Source organism: Herbiconiux ginsengi, from assembly GCF_900107435.1.
GTDB lineage: Bacteria > Actinomycetota > Actinomycetes > Actinomycetales > Microbacteriaceae > Herbiconiux > Herbiconiux ginsengi.
In genome coordinates, this window is record NZ_FNPZ01000001.1 from 205728 (window position 1) to 223505 (window position 17778).

Annotated in this window: 23 protein-coding genes; 1 reads left to right on the plus strand and 22 read right to left on the minus strand. The window is 67.2% G+C overall.

Translation table 11 applies throughout. The features are described from left to right. Positions 1–55: 55 nt before the first annotated feature. The 13 genes from BLW00_RS00960 to BLW00_RS01020 form a co-directional block, all read right to left on the minus strand. On the minus strand, positions 56–940 hold the full coding sequence (locus tag BLW00_RS00960) for a tRNA pseudouridine synthase A (protein ID WP_407650937.1): 885 nt from the start codon (positions 938–940) through the stop codon (positions 56–58). 72 nt (positions 941–1012) lie between these two features. Continuing rightward, complete coding sequence (gene rplQ / locus BLW00_RS00965; RefSeq protein ID WP_092547906.1) at positions 1013–1600, minus strand: 50S ribosomal protein L17; 588 nt, start codon at positions 1598–1600, stop codon at positions 1013–1015. A 60-nt stretch (positions 1601–1660) separates the two neighbouring features. Continuing rightward, entirely contained in the window at positions 1661–2650 is a 990-nt protein-coding gene (locus BLW00_RS00970) for a DNA-directed RNA polymerase subunit alpha (protein ID WP_092547909.1), read from the minus strand. 123 nt (positions 2651–2773) lie between these two features. Further along, entirely contained in the window at positions 2774–3172 is a 399-nt protein-coding gene (gene rpsK, locus BLW00_RS00975) for a 30S ribosomal protein S11 (RefSeq protein ID WP_022896808.1), read from the minus strand. A gap of 34 nt (positions 3173–3206) precedes the next feature. Then, entirely contained in the window at positions 3207–3584 is a 378-nt protein-coding gene (rpsM, locus tag BLW00_RS00980; RefSeq protein ID WP_066041126.1) for a 30S ribosomal protein S13, read from the minus strand. Positions 3585–3714: 130 nt separating this feature from the next. Further along, entirely contained in the window at positions 3715–3831 is a 117-nt protein-coding gene (gene rpmJ / locus BLW00_RS00985) for a 50S ribosomal protein L36 (RefSeq protein WP_022898361.1), read from the minus strand. A 69-nt stretch (positions 3832–3900) separates the two neighbouring features. Further along, positions 3901–4122: a translation initiation factor IF-1 gene (infA, locus tag BLW00_RS00990; protein WP_022883252.1), complete on the minus strand. Its 222-nt coding sequence runs from the start codon at positions 4120–4122 to the stop codon at positions 3901–3903. A 138-nt stretch (positions 4123–4260) separates the two neighbouring features. Then, positions 4261–5418, minus strand: a complete 1158-nt coding sequence (locus BLW00_RS00995) for a mannitol-1-phosphate 5-dehydrogenase (protein ID WP_092551762.1) — start codon at positions 5416–5418, stop codon at positions 4261–4263. Between the two features lie 9 nt (positions 5419–5427). Then, positions 5428–5859 (minus strand): PTS sugar transporter subunit IIA, encoded by a 432-nt coding sequence (locus BLW00_RS01000; protein WP_092547912.1) that lies wholly within the window; start codon positions 5857–5859, stop codon positions 5428–5430. Between the two features lie 28 nt (positions 5860–5887). Further along, positions 5888–7480 carry a PTS mannitol transporter subunit IICB gene (locus BLW00_RS01005; protein ID WP_092547915.1) on the minus strand — a complete coding sequence of 531 codons (1593 nt, stop codon included), beginning with the start codon at positions 7478–7480 and terminating at the stop codon, positions 5888–5890. A 51-nt stretch (positions 7481–7531) separates the two neighbouring features. Then, the gene (ptsP, locus tag BLW00_RS01010; protein ID WP_092547918.1) at positions 7532–9205 is read right to left on the minus strand and encodes a phosphoenolpyruvate--protein phosphotransferase; all 1674 of its coding nucleotides are present in this window, start codon (positions 9203–9205) and stop codon (positions 7532–7534) included. Continuing rightward, complete coding sequence (locus BLW00_RS01015) at positions 9205–9474, minus strand: HPr family phosphocarrier protein (RefSeq protein WP_092547920.1); 270 nt, start codon at positions 9472–9474, stop codon at positions 9205–9207. The genes ptsP and BLW00_RS01015 overlap by 1 nt, the downstream gene beginning before the upstream one ends. Before the next feature lie 12 nt (positions 9475–9486). Beyond that, on the minus strand, positions 9487–9834 hold the full coding sequence (locus tag BLW00_RS01020; RefSeq protein WP_175494072.1) for a PTS sugar transporter subunit IIB: 348 nt from the start codon (positions 9832–9834) through the stop codon (positions 9487–9489). Positions 9835–9952: 118 nt separating this feature from the next. Between BLW00_RS01020 and BLW00_RS01025 the strand changes: the two genes are divergently transcribed. After that, complete coding sequence (locus BLW00_RS01025; protein WP_175494073.1) at positions 9953–11887, plus strand: BglG family transcription antiterminator; 1935 nt, start codon at positions 9953–9955, stop codon at positions 11885–11887. Between the two features lie 52 nt (positions 11888–11939). On the opposite strand, the gene map is transcribed toward BLW00_RS01025, so the two are convergent. The 9 genes from map to rpsH all read right to left on the minus strand — a co-directional run bounded on the left by map (position 11940) and on the right by rpsH (position 17760). Further along, positions 11940–12794 (minus strand): type I methionyl aminopeptidase, encoded by an 855-nt coding sequence (gene map, locus BLW00_RS01030; protein ID WP_092547929.1) that lies wholly within the window; start codon positions 12792–12794, stop codon positions 11940–11942. Between the two features lie 13 nt (positions 12795–12807). Beyond that, positions 12808–13413 (minus strand): adenylate kinase, encoded by a 606-nt coding sequence (locus tag BLW00_RS01035; protein WP_092547933.1) that lies wholly within the window; start codon positions 13411–13413, stop codon positions 12808–12810. Beyond that, positions 13410–14732, minus strand: a complete 1323-nt coding sequence (gene secY, locus BLW00_RS01040; protein ID WP_092547936.1) for a preprotein translocase subunit SecY — start codon at positions 14730–14732, stop codon at positions 13410–13412. The genes BLW00_RS01035 and secY overlap by 4 nt, the downstream gene beginning before the upstream one ends. 136 nt (positions 14733–14868) lie before the next feature. Further along, on the minus strand, positions 14869–15567 hold the full coding sequence (gene rplO, locus BLW00_RS01045; RefSeq protein ID WP_092547939.1) for a 50S ribosomal protein L15: 699 nt from the start codon (positions 15565–15567) through the stop codon (positions 14869–14871). Continuing rightward, positions 15567–15752, minus strand: a complete 186-nt coding sequence (gene rpmD / locus BLW00_RS01050) for a 50S ribosomal protein L30 (protein ID WP_092547942.1) — start codon at positions 15750–15752, stop codon at positions 15567–15569. The genes rplO and rpmD overlap by 1 nt, the downstream gene beginning before the upstream one ends. After that, positions 15752–16447 carry a 30S ribosomal protein S5 gene (gene rpsE, locus BLW00_RS01055; RefSeq protein WP_092547945.1) on the minus strand — a complete coding sequence of 232 codons (696 nt, stop codon included), beginning with the start codon at positions 16445–16447 and terminating at the stop codon, positions 15752–15754. The genes rpmD and rpsE overlap by 1 nt, the downstream gene beginning before the upstream one ends. After that, positions 16444–16815: a 50S ribosomal protein L18 gene (gene rplR / locus BLW00_RS01060; protein ID WP_092547948.1), complete on the minus strand. Its 372-nt coding sequence runs from the start codon at positions 16813–16815 to the stop codon at positions 16444–16446. The genes rpsE and rplR overlap by 4 nt, the downstream gene beginning before the upstream one ends. 3 nt (positions 16816–16818) lie before the next feature. Continuing rightward, a complete protein-coding gene (rplF, locus tag BLW00_RS01065) occupies positions 16819–17355 on the minus strand; it encodes a 50S ribosomal protein L6 (protein ID WP_092547951.1) in 537 nt (178 codons plus the stop codon). Between the two features lie 6 nt (positions 17356–17361). Continuing rightward, positions 17362–17760, minus strand: a complete 399-nt coding sequence (rpsH, locus tag BLW00_RS01070; protein ID WP_092547954.1) for a 30S ribosomal protein S8 — start codon at positions 17758–17760, stop codon at positions 17362–17364. Positions 17761–17778 lie beyond the last annotated feature (18 nt).

A 17778-nucleotide genomic window follows, 5' to 3' on the forward strand; every position in this document is an offset into this window, starting at 1 on the left:
CGAGCGATGAGGCGCGCACACCAAAGATCAAGAATAGGCGATACCACTCCACCGGTCAAATGAGCTCGCGACGCGCGCGGGTCTGCTCCGCCCGGGCGCGCAGTTCCTCCGCCGGCGGATAGCCGACCTCGGTGAGCACCAGGCCCTTGGCCGGCATCACCAGGAAGGCGCCCGTGCGCATCCCTTCGTCGCGCAGACGCACGAGCTCCGGGCCGCTCAGGCTGCCATCGCCCACCGCCACGGTACCGCCCACGAGCGAGCGCACCATGCTGTGGCAGAACGCGTCGGCCTGAAGTGCAGCCACCAGCACGCCATCGCTCTCCCGGCGCCATTCGAACGACTGCAGGGTGCGGATGGTCGTCGACCCCTCGCGTGCCTTGCAGAACGTCGCGTAGTCGTGGAGGCCGAGCAGGGCGCGGGCCGCGGCATCCATCGCGTCGACGTCGAGGGCGGCCGGATGCCGCACCGTCGTGCGCCGGAGCAGAGGATCGCGCGGAGTCGCCGTGTCGGCCACCCGGTAGACGTAGCGGCGCCAGACGGCCGAGAAGCGGGCGTCGAACCCCGCGGGCGCGAGCGACGACGCGAGCACCGCGACGTCGGAGTCGGCGCCCAGCACGCCATTGATGCGCTGCCCGAGGAGGACGGCGAGGGCGGACGGCTCCATCGTGCGCGCATCGTCGCCGCGCCGGCGGAGGCTCCGCAGCTGGGCGTCGGTGAGATCGAGGTGCGCGACCTGCCCGGTGGCGTGCACACCGGCATCCGTTCGCCCGGCGACCCACAGCTGCGGGTTCGGCGGGTAGCGGCGGAAGAGGGTGGCGAGCACGTCCTCGAGCACACCCTGCACGGTGCGGAGCCCGGGCTGCCGGGCCCAGCCGGAGAAGTCGGTGCCGTCGTAGGCGATGTCGAGACGGATGCGCCACAGTCCGGTCTCGAGTTCCACGGCTGTCATTCTACGACGAAGGCCCCGCCACCCTTGCGGGTGCGGGGCCTTCGTGCGACAGGTGACGGATGCCTACTTGGCGTCCTTCTCCTCGGCCTCGGCGGCCGGAGCCTCGTCAGCGTCGGCGGCAGCCTCGGCCTCGGGAGCCTCGGTGGTCTCCTCAGCAGCAGCCTCGGTCGACTCCTCGGCAGCGGTCTCCTCGGCAGGCGTCTCCTCGACGACCTCGTCCTCGGCCGGCGCGGCAGCGGCAGGCGCCTCAGCCTTGGCCGACGACTTCGGGGCAGCCTTCTTCTTGGCCACGACGGGCTCGAGAACGAGCTCGATCTGCACCATCGGAGCGTTGTCGCCCTTGCGGAAGCCGAGCTTCGTGATGCGGGTGTAGCCGCCCTCACGCTCCGCCATCAGCGGGGCGATCTCGGTGAAGAGCTCGTGCACGACGTTCTTGTCACCGATCACGGCGAGCACGCGACGACGGGCGTGCAGGTCTCCGCGCTTGGCGAAGGTGATGAGACGCTCGGTCAGCGGACGCATCCGCTTCGCCTTGGTCTCGGTCGTCTTGATGCTCTTGTGGGTGAACAGGGCGGCAGCCAGGTTCGCGAGGAGCAGGCGCTCGTGCGCCGGTCCGCCACCGAGACGGGGTCCCTTGGTTGGCTTGGGCATTTCTTATCTCCAGATGTGAGTCAGTTGGTCGGGTTGGACGATTCGGGCGACAGGAACGTCTTAGACGTTCTCGTCGTCGTAGCCGCCGTAGAAGTGAGCGCCGTCGAACCCGGGAACGGTGTCCTTCAGCGAGAGGCCGAGCTCGACGAGCTTGTCCTTCACCTCATCGACCGACTTCTGTCCGAAGTTGCGGATGTTCATGAGCTGCGTCTCCGACAGAGCCACCAGCTCGGACACCGTGTTGATGCCCTCGCGCTTGAGGCAGTTGTAGGAACGCACCGACAGGTCGAGGTCCTCGATCGGAACCGACAGCTCCGACGAGAGCACGGCGTCGACCGGCGCGGGGCCGATCTCGATGCCCTCGGCCGCGGAGTTGAGCTCGCGGGCGAGACCGAAGAGCTCGGTCAGCGTGCGACCGGCGGAGGCGATGGCGTCGCGCGGCGTGATGGCCGGCTTCGTCTCGACGTCGACGACCAGGCGGTCGAAGTCGGTGCGCTCACCGGCACGAGTCGCCTCGACGCGGTAGGTGACCTTCAGCACGGGCGAGTAGATCGAGTCGATCGGGATCTGACCGGCCTCGGAGAACTCGCTGCGGTTCTGGGTCGCCGACACGTAGCCACGGCCGCGCTCGATGATCAGCTCGAGCTCGAACTTCGCCTTGTCGTTGAGCGTGGCGATGACCAGCTCGGGGTTGTGGATCTCCACACCGGCCGGAGCCGAGATGTCGGCCGCGGTGACCTCGCCCGACGCGTGCTTGCGCAGGTAGGCGGTGATCGGCTCGTCGTGCTCGGAGGAGACGACGAGACCCTTGATGTTCAGGATGATCTCGGTGACGTCTTCCTTCACACCGGGGATGGTGCTGAACTCGTGCAGCACGCCGTCGAGACGGATGCTCGTGACAGCAGCACCGGGGATCGAGGAGAGGAGCGTGCGGCGGAGCGAGTTTCCGAGGGTGTATCCGAAGCCGGGCTCGAGCGGCTCGATGACGAACCGCGAACGGAACTCCGAGATGTTCTCTTCGGTGAGAGTTGGGCGCTGTGCAATGAGCACTGTGATTCCTTTCGGCTGAGTGTCCGCTATATGACACTCACGTGACGAGGTATTGAGTTGTGGAAAGAACCCCGAAGGCGGGACGCGGGATACGCATCCCGCCGACGGGTCAGTACTGGAAGGTCACACGCGACGGCGCTTGGGCGGGCGGCATCCGTTGTGCGCCTGCGGGGTGACGTCGTTGATCGAGCCGACCTCGAGGCCGGCGGCCTGGAGGGAGCGGATCGCGGTCTCGCGGCCGGAGCCCGGTCCCTTCACGAAGACGTCGACCTTCTTCATGCCGTGCTCCTGAGCCTGGCGGGCAGCCGACTCGGCAGCGAGCTGCGCGGCGAACGGGGTCGACTTGCGCGAGCCCTTGAAGCCGACGCCACCCGAGGAGGCCCAGCTGATGACCGCACCGGTGGTGTCGGTGATCGAGACGATCGTGTTGTTGAAGGTCGACTTGATGTGGGCCTGGCCCACGGCGACGTTCTTCTTCTCTTTCTTGCGCGGCTTGCGAACGGCCGACTTGGGGGTTGCCATCTATATCTCCTGGAATCCTGGTCAGTCGGCGCGCTTAGCGGCCGGCCTTCTTCTTGCCGGCGACGGTGCGCTTCGGGCCCTTGCGGGTGCGAGCGTTGGTCTTGGTGCGCTGTCCGCGCACGGGGAGGCCCTTGCGGTGGCGAACGCCTTCGTAGGAACCGATCTCGACCTTGCGGCGGATGTCGGCGGCGACCTCGCGGCGGAGGTCACCCTCCACCTTGTAGTTGCCCTCGATGTAGTCGCGCAGCGCGACCAACTGGTCGTCGGAGAGATCCTTGACGCGGATGTCACCCGAGATCTCGGTGTCGGCGAGGGTCTTCAGCGCGCGCGTGCGGCCGACCCCGTAGATGTACGTGAGGGCAACTTCCACGCGCTTGTCGCGGGGAATGTCAACTCCTGCTAGACGTGCCATTGTGGCTATCTCCTGTTGATGAGTGGAGGTGTGGGACAGCACCGGTGCCGCGGCCTCCAACCGCGGGTGTCCGCCGTCCGGTTCTCACCGGACGGCTTCTGGCACTGCCGTTTCTCGTGTTGAGTTGTTGCTAGCCCTGGCGCTGCTTGTGACGCGGGTTGCTCTTGCAGATCACCATGACGCGACCGTTACGACGGATCACGCGGCAGTGCTCGCAGATGGGCTTGACGCTGGGGTTGACCTTCATGTGATTTCTCTCTTCGCTGTCCTCGTACCCCGCGGATGTGCCGTGGGGCCGTTACTTTCCAGCAGCGGTTTACTTGTAGCGGTAGACGATCCGGCCACGGGTGAGGTCGTACGGGCTCAGCTCCACGATCACGCGATCCTCCGGGAGGATGCGGATGTAGTGCTGGCGCATCTTGCCCGAGATGTGGGCAAGAACCTTGTGGCCGTTCGTCAATTCAACCCGGAACATGGCGTTCGGGAGTGCCTCGACGACTGCGCCCTCGATCTCGATAACACCGTCTTTTTTGGCCATAGCCTCACTGTCGCTAAAAGTAGAATGTGCTGGTCTTGCGGAGGTTCGGCCACGGATTCGTCGGGTGACGACTGGCCGAAAACACCAAAGATCGAGCTTACGCTAAGAATCGGCTCTCTGCAAGGAGCTCCTTTACTCCTATTCGCTCCGAAAAGCAACGACCGACCGCACCGTGGCGACCAATCCAGGATACAGCGGATGCGCGGGCTCGATCCCCGAGACCTGCTCGACGAACTGCTCCGGCGTCAGGGTGTCGAGCAGGGTCGCCAGCTCGGCGCTCTGCGGGTCGCTGGGGGCGTCGAAGCGCAGAGCGGCCCCGACCGCGCGCAGGAGCGCCGCGGTCGGCAGCCCGCGCTCGGCGAGCTCGGCGGCAGGCCCGATGAAGCGCTCGTGCCGGCTGATCTTGCGCAGCGGTTGCCGCCCCACCCGCTCCGGAGTGTCGGTCAGGTAGGGGTTCGCGAAGCGTGCCAGGTTCTTCTCGAGGTAGGCCTCCTGCGTGGCCGGATCGAACTCGTGCTTGGCCACCAGCAGCGCCTTCGTCTCCGCCAGCACGGCCTTCACCTCGGTGAAGACGGCGGGGATGGAGAGGGCGTCGGCGAGCGTCGAGGCGCCCTCGATCCAGCCGTGATAGGCCGCCGTGGCGTGGCCGGTGTTCACCGTGAACAGCTTGCGCTCGATGTACGGGGCGAGGTCGGGCACGAAGTGCGCATCCGGGATCACCGGCGGCGTGGCGCCGAACGGGCCGGCCTCGATCGCCCACTCGAAGAAGTCCTCGACCGTCACGTCCAGGCCCGCGCCCGGCTCCTGGTTCGGCACGATCCGGTCGACGGCCGTATTCGCGAAGACAGCGCGCGCGAACGCCGGCGACGTCTCGCCCCCGTCCAGGCGACCGACGATCTCGGCCTTCAGCGCATCCGTCGCGTTGATCGCGTTCTCGCACGCCATCACCTGGAGCGGCGCACGATCCGGCGAGCGCTGCGACAGGCCGCGGGCGATCACCGGCGCCACGAACCTCAGGATGTTCGGACCGACCGCGGTGGTCACGATGTCGGCGGTCGCGATCTCGGCGACCACGGCTTCCTCGTCGGTACCGCTGTTGAACGCGCGGTAGCCGGTGACGGTGCGGGTGGAGGAGTTCTCCCCCACCGCCCGCACCTGGTAGCTCGTCGAGGCGGCGAGAGCGTCGATCAGCTCGGCGTTCACGTCGGCGAACACCACCTCGTAACCCGCGTCGTGGAGGATCAGCCCCACGAAACCGCGTCCGATGTTGCCGGCCCCGAAATGCACGGCCTTCATGTCGCTCACCTATTCGTTGATGTCGCCGAGAATGTCGAGCACGGCCTCGGGCGAGTCCGCGTCGAGCAGTCGGGCGACCTCGTCCTCGTCGCTGAAGACGATGGCGATCTTCGTGAGGATCTCCATGTGTCCACCCTCCTTGCCGGCGATGCCGACCACGAAGCGCACCTCTTCACCGCCCCAGTCGAGCGGCTCGTCGTAGCGCACGAACGAGAGCGCGGAGTCGAGGATGGTGTCCTTGCCCTCGTTCGTGCCGTGCGGGATGGCGAGGAAATTCCCCATGTAGGTCGACACGGCCTCCTCGCGGAGTCGCATGTAGTCGAGGTAGCTCGGGAGCACGGCTCCCGCTGCCACCAGGATGTCGGCCGCCTCGGCGATCGCCTCCTCCTTCGTGCGCGCCGTGCCGCTCAGCCGGATCTGCGACTGCTCGAGTACTGCCATGGGGATCTCCTCGCTCCTCGGGCGTCGCCTACTCGGCGGCGCTCTGTTCCTTCAGCTTCTCGACGACCTCGTCGTACCGAGGGCTGTTCATGAAGTTGTCCACCGAGACGTGCTCGGCGCTGGGGGTGCGCTCCTGCGCCCGCGGCGTGAGCTCCCGCTGCGTGATCACCAGGTCGACGTCGTCGTCGAGGTTGGCGATGGCCTTGTTGACCACGGTGACGCCCTCGATTCCGGCCTTCTTGATCCTATTCCGCAGCACCGATGCGCCCATGGCGCTCGAGCCCATGCCCGCGTCGCAGGCGAACACGATGTTGCGGATGGGGCGGGTGTCCGTGAGCAGCGAGGTCTCCTCGGCTACCGCCTCGGCGTCGCCGGCGGGCACCCCCTCGGCTCGGAGGTTGGCGAGCACCGAGCTCTCCTTGCCCTTGTTGGCCTGGGTCTGGGCGATGGCCGCACTCAGGTCGCCCGCGCCCTCCTTCTCGAGGTCGCGCCGGCGACTCGCCCGCAGGATGACGGCGGTGACGATGAACGAGACGGCGGCGGCCGCGATCACCGAGAGGATGACGCCGACGTAGCTGTCCGGTGCGGTCTGGGCGAGCACGGCGATGATGCTGCCGGGTGACGCCGGGGCGCGCAGGCCCGAGTTGAACAGCACGTTCACGAACACGCCGGTCGCACCTCCCGCGATGGCGGCGAGGATCGTCATCGGCTTCGACAGCACGTACGGGAAGTAGATCTCGTGGATGCCGCCGAAGAACTGGATGATCGCAGCTCCCGGAGCGCTCGCCTTCGCCAGCCCTATGCCGAAGATGGAGAACGCGAGGAGGATGCCGAGGCCCGGCCCGGGGTTCGCCTCGATCAGGAAGAGGATGGACTTGCCCTGCTCCGCCACCTGCTGGACGCCGAGCGGCGTGAACACACCGTGGTTGATGGCGTTGTTGAGGAAGAGCACCTTGCCCGGCTCGACGAGCAGCGAGGCCAGCGGCAGCAGACCGGCCGTGATCAGCCAGTCCACGCCCACTTCCAGCGCCTTCGACAGGCCCTGGATCACCGGTGCGATGCCGAAGAAGCCCGCGATGGCCAGAAGACCGCCCAGGATGCCGGCCGAGAAGTTGTCGACCAGCATCTCGAATCCGGCCTTGATCTTGCCGGCCCAGATGCGGTCGACCTGCTTGATCAGCCAGGCGCCCAGCGGCCCCATGATCATGGCCCCGATGAACATCGGGATGTCGGCGCCCACGATGACACCCATCGTCGCGATGGTGCCCACCACACCGCCACGCGCGCCGTAGACCATGCGGCCACCGGTGTTCGCGATCAGGAGCGGCAGCAAGTAGGTGATCATCGGGCCGACCAGACCCACATACTGCGGGAAGGTCGTGCCGTCGTCGGCCTGCGCGAGAGCTGTCGCCGCGCCCGTCCACCCGATGGCGTCGGCGTTGCCGAAGCCTCCGAGGATGCCGTTCGGCAACCACCCGGTGGCGATGAACAAGCTGGTGATGAGTCCCCACGCGATGAACGCGGGGATGTTGGGCATGACCATGCCGCTGAGGAAGGTTCCGAAGCGCTGGACGCGCACTCGGGCTCCACCTCCGGTCTTCGTTTCCGACGCCGTTGTCATGACGACTTCTCCGTTTCTGTGATGGTGGTGATTCGGGGTGGTGCGTGGGTTCTAGGAGGTGGCCGCTGCCGTCGCGGCGGCGGTCACGGCGGCTCGCGCTTCGACGGCGCTGTCGGCCGAGAGTGCCAGGTCGGCGAATCGCCGGGCGTCGTCGAGCGTGAACCGGGCGAGCTCGGCACGCACGTCGGCGAGAGCGGAGGGCGACATCGACAGGGTGGTGGCGCCGAGGCCCACCAGCACGACGGCGAGCAGCGGGTCGGCCGCGGCCTCGCCACAGATGCCGACCGGTTTGCCCGTGGCGTGACCGGCGGCGCCGACCTCGCCCACGAGCTTCAGAACGGCAGGATGCCAGGGGTCCTGGAACGAGGCCACTGAGCCGAGCAGGCGGTCGGCTGCGAGGGTGTACTGGGTGAGGTCGTTGGTGCCGATCGACGCGAAGTCGGCGTCGGCGAGAATGCGGTCGGCGAGCAGCGCCGACGACGGCACCTCCACCATCACACCGGCGGTCTTCAGTCCCACCTCGCGGGCGAGCGCGGTGAAGTAGCGGGTCTCCTCCACGGTCGACACCATCGGCGCCATCACCCACACCTCCGCGTCGGACTCGGCGTCGGCCTGCGCCAGCGCCGTGAGCTGATCGCGCAGGATCGGCTCGTTGGCCCGGAGTGCGCGGAGGCCGCGCAGGCCGAGTGCCGGGTTCTCCTCGGGCGCGTCGTTGAGGAAGCTGAGCGGCTTGTCGGCGCCCGCATCCAGGGCTCGCACGACCACCTTCTTGCCGGCGAAGGCCTCGAGCAGCCGCAGGTACTGCGCCTTCTGCTCCTCGACGCTGGGCGCACTGGCGGCGTCGAGAAAGAGGAACTCGGTGCGGAACAGGCCGACGCCCTCGGCGCCCTTCTCCAGCGCGTCGGCTGCGCCGTCCGCCGAGCCGAGGTTCGCGAGCAGAGGGATCGGCGTGCCGTCGGCGAGCCGTCCTGGGCCGGTCGCGGAACGGCGTGCGGCCTTCAATTCGGCCGCGCGCGCGATGGCCGTGGCCCGCTCCTCGTCATTGGGCGAGACCGTGACGGTGCCGGTTCCCGCGTCGACGACGACCTCGGTGCCGTCGGCCAGGCTCAGCGCATCCGTCACGCCCACGATCGCCACGATCGACTTCTCACGGGCCAGGATGGCGGTGTGCGATGTGGGCCCGCCGTCGCTGGTCACCAGGGCGAGCACCTTGTCGAGGTCGAGCAGCGCCGTGTCGGCCGGGGCCAGATCGCGGGCGACGAGCACGAAGGGCTCGTCGGGGTCGGGCACGCCGGGCGCGGGAACGCCACGGAGATGGGCGACGACGCGCTGCGACACGTCGTCGAGGTCGGTGGCGCGCTCGCCCATGTAGCCGCCCATGCTCACGAGCAGGTCGCGGAACGAGGCGAAGGCCTCGAACACGGCGCGTTCGGCGGTGGCGCCGCCGTCGATCCGCACACCGACGTCGTCGATCAGGGTGGGGTCCTCGGCCATGAAGGCCTGGGCCTCGAGCACGTCTTTCGCCGAACCACCCGCTCGCTCTCCGCGATGCCGGATGACGGCGGCCGTGGCGGCGAGGGAAGCACGAGCCCGCTCCTTCTCGGCGTCGGGCGTCAGGGTGCTCGGAGTCTCTTCGGGCTCGGGCAGAGGATCGGGCATCCGGAGAACGGCGCCCACGGCGATGCCGCGCCCGATCCCGGTGCCGCGCAGTGTCGACTCGGCCATCACTCGGCGTCCAGGTTCTTCGAGAGCAGCGCGACGAGTTCGTCGAGCACGGTATCGGCCGAGTCGGCCTCGGAGACGAGGGTGAGCGCGTCGCCCTTCTCGATGCCGAGCGAGATCACGCCGAGGATGCTCGCCGCGTTCACCGGCTTGCCACCGGCCTTGGAGATCTGCACCGGCACACCCGCCTTCGCGACGGCCTGGGTGAAGATCGTGGCGGGGCGGGCGTGCAGCCCGTGCGTCGACGCCATCTCAACTGTTCGTTCAGCCATGTCCAACTCTCCTTAGCTCGGCTCAGCGGTGAGCCTGTGGATCGAACCCTGCGGGGCGGCGAGGAGTTCGGTGACCAGATCGGCGGCGAGCTCGGCGCCCGCTCCGCCGAACACGGTGTCGGGAAGCAGGGCCACGCGGGTGCCCGCCGCATCCGCACGTTCGTGCAGTTCGGCGAACCGCTCGGCCAGATGCGGCCCGACGAGCAGCACGTCGGTGGCGGCGAGCCGCTCGTCGAGATCGGAGAGCGTTGCCGCCTCGACAGTCAGATCGAGGCCACGAGTGCGGGCGACGCCGCGCAGCCGGAGCGCGAGGAAGGTGCTCGACGCCCCCGCCCCGCACACGATCAGCACCTTGTCCACGCACGCCTCCTTGCGCCTTGCTTTGTCTGCATCGATCCTCCGCCACCACGGGCTCCGCATCCAGCAGCCTTGCTTCCGCACCCCCGGAAGGTCCACGAAGCGTTTAGGGTGACTGGTGATGAGAGCGAAGTACGAACGGCTGCTGGACTACCTGGCAGAGACCGACGACTGGGTGACCGCGGGAGAGCTCGCCGACCGCCTGGGCGTCACGACGCGCAGTGTGCGCAGCTACGTCACGAGCGTCAAGACGGCCGCAAAGCCGCTCGACGTGATCACCTCGTCGACCAGCGGCTACCGCCTGAACCGCGAGGCCTACGCCAGTTTCGTCACCGACCTCCGCACCCGCGACTCCGAGAGCGGCAGCCCGCGCGAGCGGGTGCACTCCGTGATCCGAGCGCTCGGCGACGCGCCATCCGGCCTCGACGTCTATGACCTCGCCGTGAGCCTGTACGTCAGCGAGTCGACGATGGAGGCGGATCTGCGCAAAGCCAAGATCCTGATCGAGGAGGCCGGTCTCTCACTCGCCCGCCGCGGCAGCGTGGTGTCGCTGGCCGGCAGCGAACTCAACCGACGCCGGCTGCTCAGCCGCATCTTCCGCGACGAGAGCGCGCAGGGCTTCCTCGATCTCGAGAACATCCAGCGCGAGTTCGCCTCGGGAGATCTCGGGGCGAACCTCGGCGCCTTCAAGTCCGATCTGCTCGCCATGCTCGACGGCGAGGGCTATTTCGTCAACGAGTACTCGATCAACAACGTGCTCCTGCACGTGGCGATCGCCGTCGACCGGGTCTCGAAGGAGCAGTCGATCGGGCCGGCCGAGGAGCGACCGGCGTCGGAGACCATCCGCGAGATCGCCGAGCGGCTCGACGGTCTGATCCGCGCGCATTTCGGCACCGCTCTCAGCGTCCGCGAACTCACCTACCTCTCGGTGCTGCTCACGACCCGCGTGCTCACCCCCGGTCACGACCAGCCCACTGAGACCGTGGCCTCCACCTATCTGGCCGACGCCGACCTGGCCGAGATGCGTCGCATCGTGCGGCTCGCCAGCGAGGAGTACCTGGTCGACCTCGACGACGACGACTTCATCGTGCGGCTCAGCCTGCACATCCGCAACCTGGTCGCCCGGGCCCAGGAGAACTCCTACTCCCGCAATCCGATGACCCGGTCGATCAAGGGCTCGTACCCGATGATCTACGAGCTCGCCGTCTTCATCGCGAGCCAGATCCAGCGGAGCGAGGACATCACGATCAACGACGACGAGATCGCCTACATCGCACTCCACGTCGGATCGCACCTCGAGCGGCAGAACCTGCGCGAGGAGCGCGTGACCTGCGCGATCGTCTGCCCCAACTACTACGACATGCACGTGATGCTGCGCGACAAGCTCGAAGCCGAACTCGGCTCGGAGCTGCAGGTCGACGTGGTGATCACGCGCGCCGACGTCGACTGGGCCGCGCTCTCCTCCGACATCGTGGTCACCACCATCCAGGCGCCCACCGCTCGCGACAACGTGGTGGTCATCCAGCCCTTCCTCACCGCGACCGACTTCGAGGCGGTGCGCCGGGCGATCGCCACGGTGCGCCGGCACCGGCGCCGGATGCAGATCAAAGACGAGTTGCTCCAGTACTTCGACGAGCGCCTCTTCTGGCGCAACCTGACTGCGCCGTCCGAGGCGGTCATGATCCGAACCCTCGGCGACTCCATGCGCGCCCTCGGCGTGATCGACGAGAGCTATGTCGAGGGGGCGATCGAGCGCGAGCGGATGTCGTCGACCGCGTTCACCGACACCATCGCCGTTCCGCACGCGATGGTCATGAGCGCCAGCCGCACCGCGATCGCGATCGTGGTGAACGAGACCCCGATGGCCTGGGGCGAGAACCGGGTGAACGTGATCGCGCTCATCGCGTTCAGCGAAAGCGGCCGCAAGGCGTTCCAGGACGTGTTCGACCAGCTGGTCGAGGTGTTCTCCGACCGCGACGACCTGCAGCGGATCGTGAAGCGTGCATCCGATTTCCCGTCGTTCATCGACGAACTCGTGCACGTGATGGACACCTGAGTCGCTCGCCGGGCTCCGGGCGCGAAACCTCAGCCAGGGGCCGCGCCCGCGGCTACGGGATGGGGACGGGAGTCACACCGAGCGGTGCGAGCGCGGCGGCGCCGCCGTCTTCGGCGGTGAGCACCCAGATGCCGTCCTTGTGCACCGCGACCGAGTGCTCCCAGTGCGACGACATGCTGCCGTCGGCGGATGCCACGGTCCACTCGTCGTCGCGGGTGTAGGTCTCGGTGGTGCCGGCCGTGATCATCGGCTCGATCGCCACGACCAGCCCGGGCTTGACCTCGGGTCCACGTTGGCGCACGCGGTAGTTGAACACCGGCGGCGCCTCGTGCATGCTGCGGCCGATGCCGTGACCGATGTAGTCGGTGAGGATGCCGTAGGTCGCTCCCTCGAGCGTCGACGGGTGCTCCTCGACGAACTCCTCGATCGCCTCCCCGACCTCGTTCAGATGGCGGGCCGAGGCGAGGCGCGCGATGCCGTGCCAGAGCGACTGCTCCGTCACGTCGGAGAGCAGGCGCCGCGCCGCGACCTCCTCCGGCCGACTCGGGTCGTCGAGCACCACGGTGATCGCGGAGTCGCCGTTCCAGCCACCGACGTCGGCGCCGCTGTCGATCGACACGATGTCGCCGGGCTGCAGGATGCGCGACCCGGGGATGCCGTGCACGATGTCGTCGTTCACCGAGGTGCATACCGTGTGGAAGTAGCCCGGCACCATCTGGAAGTTCGACACCCCGCCGAGCGAACGGATGGTGCGGTCGGCGATCGCGTCGAGCTCCAGCGTCGAGATGCCCGGTCGGATCGCCTCCCGCACGGCGGCGAGGGAGGCTGCGGTGACGAGTCCGGGCTGCACCATGAGGCACAGTTCAGCGGGCGTCTTGTAGATACCCGGCGTCTTGCGACGGATCATGGGGCCCGACCGATCATCGACTCGCGAGGGCGGCGATGATCCGCCCGGTGACCTCGTCGATCTCCCCGAGACCGTCGACGTTCACCACGAGCCCGCGCCCCGCGTAGACGTCGATCAGCGGAGCGGTCTGCTCGGCGTAGACGTCGAGGCGGTGCCGGATGACCTCTTCGGTGTCGTCGCTCCGGCCCTGCTCGGCCGAGCGCTTGAGCAGCCGGGAGACGACCTCCTCGGTGTCGGCCGTGAGCACGATCACCGCATCCAGCGAGGACGCGTTGGCGCCCAGGATGTCGTCGAGCTCCTCCACCTGCTGCAGCGTGCGCGGGTAGCCGTCGAGCAGGAAGCCGTCCACCACGTCGGGCTGGCTGAGGCGGTCGCGCACCAAGTCGTTGGTCAGGGAGTCGGGAACGTACTGGCCCGCATCCATGTACTCCTTGGCCTTCACGCCGAGCTCGGTTCCGTTCTTCACGTTCTCTCGGAAGATGTCACCGGTGGAGATGGCCGGAATCCCGTAGGTCTCCGACAGGCGCGCCGCCTGCGTCCCCTTGCCGGCACCCGGGGGGCCGATCAGGAGGAGGCGGAGCGAGCTGGTCACGGCCGGCTCGCTCTGCCCATCCGTCATCGCAGGAGTCCCTCGTAGTGGCGTTGCTGCAACTGCGAGTCGATCTGCTTCACCGTCTCGAGGCCGACGCCGACGATGATCAGGATGGATGCGCCACCGAACGGGAAGTTCTGATTCGCGCCCACCGCCGCCAGGGCGATGAGCGGAAGCAAGGCGATCAAACCCAGATAGATCGATCCGGGGAGCGTGATGCGCGTCAACACGTAGTCGAGGTACTCGGCCGTCGGGCGTCCCGCGCGGATACCCGGGATGAAGCCACCGAACTTCTTCATGTTGTCGGCGACCTCTTCGGGGTTGAAGGTGATCGCGACGTAGAAGTAGGTGAAGCCCACGATGAGCAGGAAGTACAGCAGCATGTAAAGCGGGTGATCGCCACGCACCAGGTAGTTGTTGATCCAGGTCACCCAGCCGGCCGGCGCCTCGCCGGGCGCGGGCTGGTTGAACTGTGCGATCAACGCCGGCAGGTAGAGCAGCGACGACGCGAAGATCACGGGCACCACGCCGGCCATGTTGACCTTGATGGGGATGTACGTGTTGTTGCCCCCGTAGGTACGCCTCCCGACGACGCGTTTGGCGTATTGCACGGGGATGCGTCTCTGCGAGAGTTCGACGAACACCACGAGCGCCATCACCGCGAGTCCGACCGCGATCACCAGCAGGAAGATCTCGAAGCTCTTGGTCTGGGCGATGAGCCAGAGCGACTCGGGGAAGCGAGCGGCGATCGAGGTGAAGATCAGCAGCGACATGCCGTTGCCGATGCCGCGCTCGGTGATCATCTCGCCGAACCACATGATGACACCGGTACCGGCGGTCATCGTGATGACCATGAGCAGGATGGCGTACCAGGCGTCGTTGGTGATGAGCTGGCCGCACTCGGCGACCGTCGAGGTGCCGAACAGCGCGCCGCTCCGGGCCACCGTGATCAGCGTGGTCGACTGCAGGATACCCAGCGCGATGGTGAGGTAGCGGGTGTACTGCGTGAGCTTGCTCTGGCCCGACTGGCCCTCCTTGTAGAGGGTCTCGAAGTGCGGGATGACCACGCGCAGCAGCTGCACGATGATCGAGGCCGTGATGTACGGCATGATCCCCAGCGCGAAGATCGAGAGTTGCAGGAGGGCGCCACCCGAGAAGAGGTTGACGAGCTCGTACAAGCCGGACGTGTTCTGGTTCGCGGCAAGACAGGTCTGCACGTTTCCGAAGTCCACGAAGGGAGCGGGGATGAACGACCCCAGTCGGAACAAGGCGACGATGCCGAGCGTGAAGCCGATCTTCCGGCGGAGATCCGGCGTGCGGAAGATCCTCGCGACGGCTTTGAACAAAAGGGGGCCTCCTGCGTACGTGTGTGGCTTAATGCCAAGAAAGCCGGTGACCCAGTTCATGGCCTCGACAGGCTACATCATTCTCATGACGCAGACATCGATCGCGCACGAACCAGGCCACCGGTTTTTGGGGTACCTACTTGACGGAACCACCCGCGGCGACGATCTTCTGCTCAGCAGAGCCGGAGACCTTGTCGACCGCAACGTTCAGCTTAACCGCAATGTCGCCATTGCCGAGAACCTTCACCTTTTCGTTCTTGCGAACGGCACCCTTGGCGACCAGGTCGACCACGGTGACGTCTCCACCCGAGGGGTAGAGCTCCGCGAGCTTCTCCAGGTTCACGACCTGGTACTCCACCCGGAACGGGTTCTTGAAGCCGCGCAGCTTCGGGGTGCGCATGTGTAGAGGCATCTGCCCACCCTCGAAGCCGACGCGCACCTGGTAGCGGGCCTTCGTGCCCTTGGTGCCACGACCGGCGGTCTTTCCCTTGGAACCCTCACCACGGCCGACGCGCGTACGCGCCTTCTTGGCGCCGGGCGCAGGGCGCAGGTGGTGCACCTTGAGCACGTGCTCGCGGGGACCGGCGGTCTCGGCATCCTTGGCGGCGGCCTTCGGTGCAGCCTTGGCCGCGGGGGCCTTGGCAGCGGCCGGAGCCTTCTCCGCGGCCGGAGCCTTCTCGGCGGCAGCCTTGGGAGCAGCAGCCTTCTTGGGGGCAGCAGCCTTGGCCGGAGCCTTCTCCGCTGCGTCCGCCTTGGGAGCCGCAGCAGCCTTAGGTGCCGCTGCCTTCTTCGGAGCCGCCTTCTCGACGGTCTCCTTGGCTTCGTTCTCAGCCATTAGTCAATCTCCTCGACCTTCACCAGGTGTGCGACGGTGCGCACGTAGCCACGGTTCTGGGCGTTGTCTTCGCGCACCACGATGTCGTGGATGCGCTTCAGTCCGAGGCTGCGCAGCGTGTCACGCTGGTTCTGCTTCTCGCTGATCTTGGACTTGATCTGGGTGATCTTCAGGCGCGCGGCCATCATGCACCAGCCTTTGCTGCCAGGGCGTCGGCCTCGGCGCGCACGAGGCGGGCCGGGGCGACGTCTTCGAAGTCGAGGCCACGACGGGCCGCCACTGCGCGCGGCTCTTCGAGCTGCTGCAGTGCCTCGACGGTCGCGTGCACGATGTTGATCGTGTTCGACGAGCCGAGCGACTTCGAGAGGATGTCGTGGATGCCGGCGCACTCGAGCACGGCGCGCACCGGGCCACCGGCGATAACACCGGTACCGGCCGCAGCGGGGCGCAGAAGCACCACACCGGCGGCCGCCTCACCCTGCACGGGGTGAGGGATCGTGTTGCCGACGCGGGGGACGCGGAAGAAGTTCTTCTTCGCTTCCTCGACGCCCTTGGAGATGGCGGTCGGAACCTCGCGGGCCTTGCCGTAGCCGACGCCCACCAGACCGTTGCCGTCGCCGACGACCACGAGAGCGGTGAAGCTGAAGCGACGACCACCCTTCACGACCTTCGAGACGCGGTTGATGGTGACGACGCGCTCGAGGAAGTTGCTCTTGTCAGAGTCACGTCCTCCGCGGTCGCCGCGGTTCGGGTTGCGCTCACGGCCTCCGCGGCGCGCCTCGCGGGGCTCGCTCTGCGTCGACTCGGTCGACGCGGCGGTCTCCACCGGGGCCTGGGCTTCTGCAGCCACTTCCTGCTCCTTGTTGGTTTCGGTGCTCACAGGCTCAAACCACCCTCTCGTGCTCCATCGGCAATCGCCGCGACGCGGCCTGCGTAGCGGTTTCCACCGCGGTCGAACACGACAGCCTCGACGCCGGCCAGCTTGGCGCGCTCGGCGACCAGCTCACCGACCTTCTTGGCCTTGGCGGTCTTGTCACCGTCGAAGGTGCGCAGATCCGCTTCGAGCGTCGAAGCCGACGCGAGAGTGTGACCCTTGCTGTCATCGACGACCTGCACGAAGACGTGGCGGGCCGAACGGGTGACGACGAGGCGGGGGCGCGCTTCGGTGCCCTCGACCTTCTTGCGAAGGCGCAGGTGCCGGCGATCGCGGGCTGCGGACTTCGACTTTCCTCTGATTCCAGTAGCCATAGTCTACTTACCACTCTTTCCGGCCTTGCGGCGAACGACCTCGCCGGCGTAACGCACACCCTTGCCCTTGTAGGGCTCGGGCTTGCGCAGCTTGCGAATGTTGGCGGCAACCTCACCGACGGCCTGCTTGTCGATTCCGTTGACCGTGAGCTTGTTGTTGCCCTCGACGGTGAACGTGATGCCCACAGGCGGTTCGACCGAGATGGGGTGCGAATAGCCGAGCGCGAACTCCACGCCCGAGCCCTTGGCCGCAACGCGGTAACCGGTGCCGACGACCTCGAGGCTCTTGGAGTAGCCGGTGGTCACGCCGATGATCTGGTTCGCGATGAGCGTACGGGTGAGGCCGTGCAGCGAGCGCGACTCGCGCTCGTCGTCCGGACGGGTGACCAGGATCTGGTTCTCCTCGACCGAAGCGGCGATCGGGGCCTTGATGGTGAGCGCGAGCTCACCCTTGGGGCCCTTGACTGCGACGTCCTGGCCGTCGATGGTGACGGTGACGCCGGCAGGGATGTCGATGGGAAGACGTCCGATTCGTGACATTGTCGGTTACCACACGTAGGCGAGGACTTCCCCACCCACGCCCTTCTTGCTCGCCTGGCGGTCTGTCAGCAGACCCGAGGAGGTGGACAGGATGGCGACGCCGAGGCCTCCGAGGACCGTCGGGATCTCGGTGGACTTCGCGTAGACGCGGAGACCGGGCTTCGAGACGCGCTTGATGCCCGCGATCGAACGCTCGCGGTTCGGGCCGAACTTGAGGCTCAGCGTCAGGGTCTGGCCGACCTTCGCGTCGGTGACCTCCCAGCCCGAGATGTAGCCCTCGGACTTCAGGATGTCGGCAATGTGCGACTTGAGCTTGGAATGCGGCATCGACACGGTGTCGTGGTGCGCCGAGTTCGCGTTGCGCAGTCTGGTCAGCATGTCTGCGACCGGATCTGTCATTGTCATGATGTGGTGCCTTTCGCG

Coding starts and splice junctions, on each gene's coding strand:
- BLW00_RS01015 (WP_092547920.1), bottom strand. CDS start 9,474: ATGGCTGAACGAACAGTTGAGATGGCGTCGACGCACGGGCTGCACGCC.
- rplR (WP_092547948.1), bottom strand. CDS start 16,815: ATGGCTACTGGAATCAGAGGAAAGTCGAAGTCCGCAGCCCGCGATCGC.
- rpsK (WP_022896808.1), bottom strand. CDS start 3,172: ATGGCAACCCCCAAGTCGGCCGTTCGCAAGCCGCGCAAGAAAGAGAAG.
- infA (WP_022883252.1), bottom strand. CDS start 4,122: ATGGCCAAAAAAGACGGTGTTATCGAGATCGAGGGCGCAGTCGTCGAG.
- map (WP_092547929.1), bottom strand. CDS start 12,794: ATGATCCGTCGCAAGACGCCGGGTATCTACAAGACGCCCGCTGAACTG.
- rplQ (WP_092547906.1), bottom strand. CDS start 1,600: ATGCCCAAGCCAACCAAGGGACCCCGTCTCGGTGGCGGACCGGCGCAC.
- rplF (WP_092547951.1), bottom strand. CDS start 17,355: ATGTCACGAATCGGACGTCTTCCCATCGACATCCCTGCCGGCGTCACC.
- BLW00_RS01000 (WP_092547912.1), bottom strand. CDS start 5,859: ATGGCAGTACTCGAGCAGTCGCAGATCCGGCTGAGCGGCACGGCGCGC.
- rpsH (WP_092547954.1), bottom strand. CDS start 17,760: ATGACAATGACAGATCCGGTCGCAGACATGCTGACCAGACTGCGCAAC.
- ptsP (WP_092547918.1), bottom strand. CDS start 9,205: ATGGCCGAGTCGACACTGCGCGGCACCGGGATCGGGCGCGGCATCGCC.
- BLW00_RS00995 (WP_092551762.1), bottom strand. CDS start 5,418: ATGAAGGCCGTGCATTTCGGGGCCGGCAACATCGGACGCGGTTTCGTG.
- rpsM (WP_066041126.1), bottom strand. CDS start 3,584: ATGGCACGTCTAGCAGGAGTTGACATTCCCCGCGACAAGCGCGTGGAA.
- rpmJ (WP_022898361.1), bottom strand. CDS start 3,831: ATGAAGGTCAACCCCAGCGTCAAGCCCATCTGCGAGCACTGCCGCGTG.
- BLW00_RS01025 (WP_175494073.1), top strand. CDS start 9,953: ATGAGAGCGAAGTACGAACGGCTGCTGGACTACCTGGCAGAGACCGAC.
- rplO (WP_092547939.1), bottom strand. CDS start 15,567: ATGGCTGAGAACGAAGCCAAGGAGACCGTCGAGAAGGCGGCTCCGAAG.
- BLW00_RS01035 (WP_092547933.1), bottom strand. CDS start 13,413: ATGACGGATGGGCAGAGCGAGCCGGCCGTGACCAGCTCGCTCCGCCTC.
- rpmD (WP_092547942.1), bottom strand. CDS start 15,752: ATGGCCGCGCGCCTGAAGATCACCCAGATCAAGTCCAAGATCAGCGAG.
- BLW00_RS01005 (WP_092547915.1), bottom strand. CDS start 7,480: ATGACAACGGCGTCGGAAACGAAGACCGGAGGTGGAGCCCGAGTGCGC.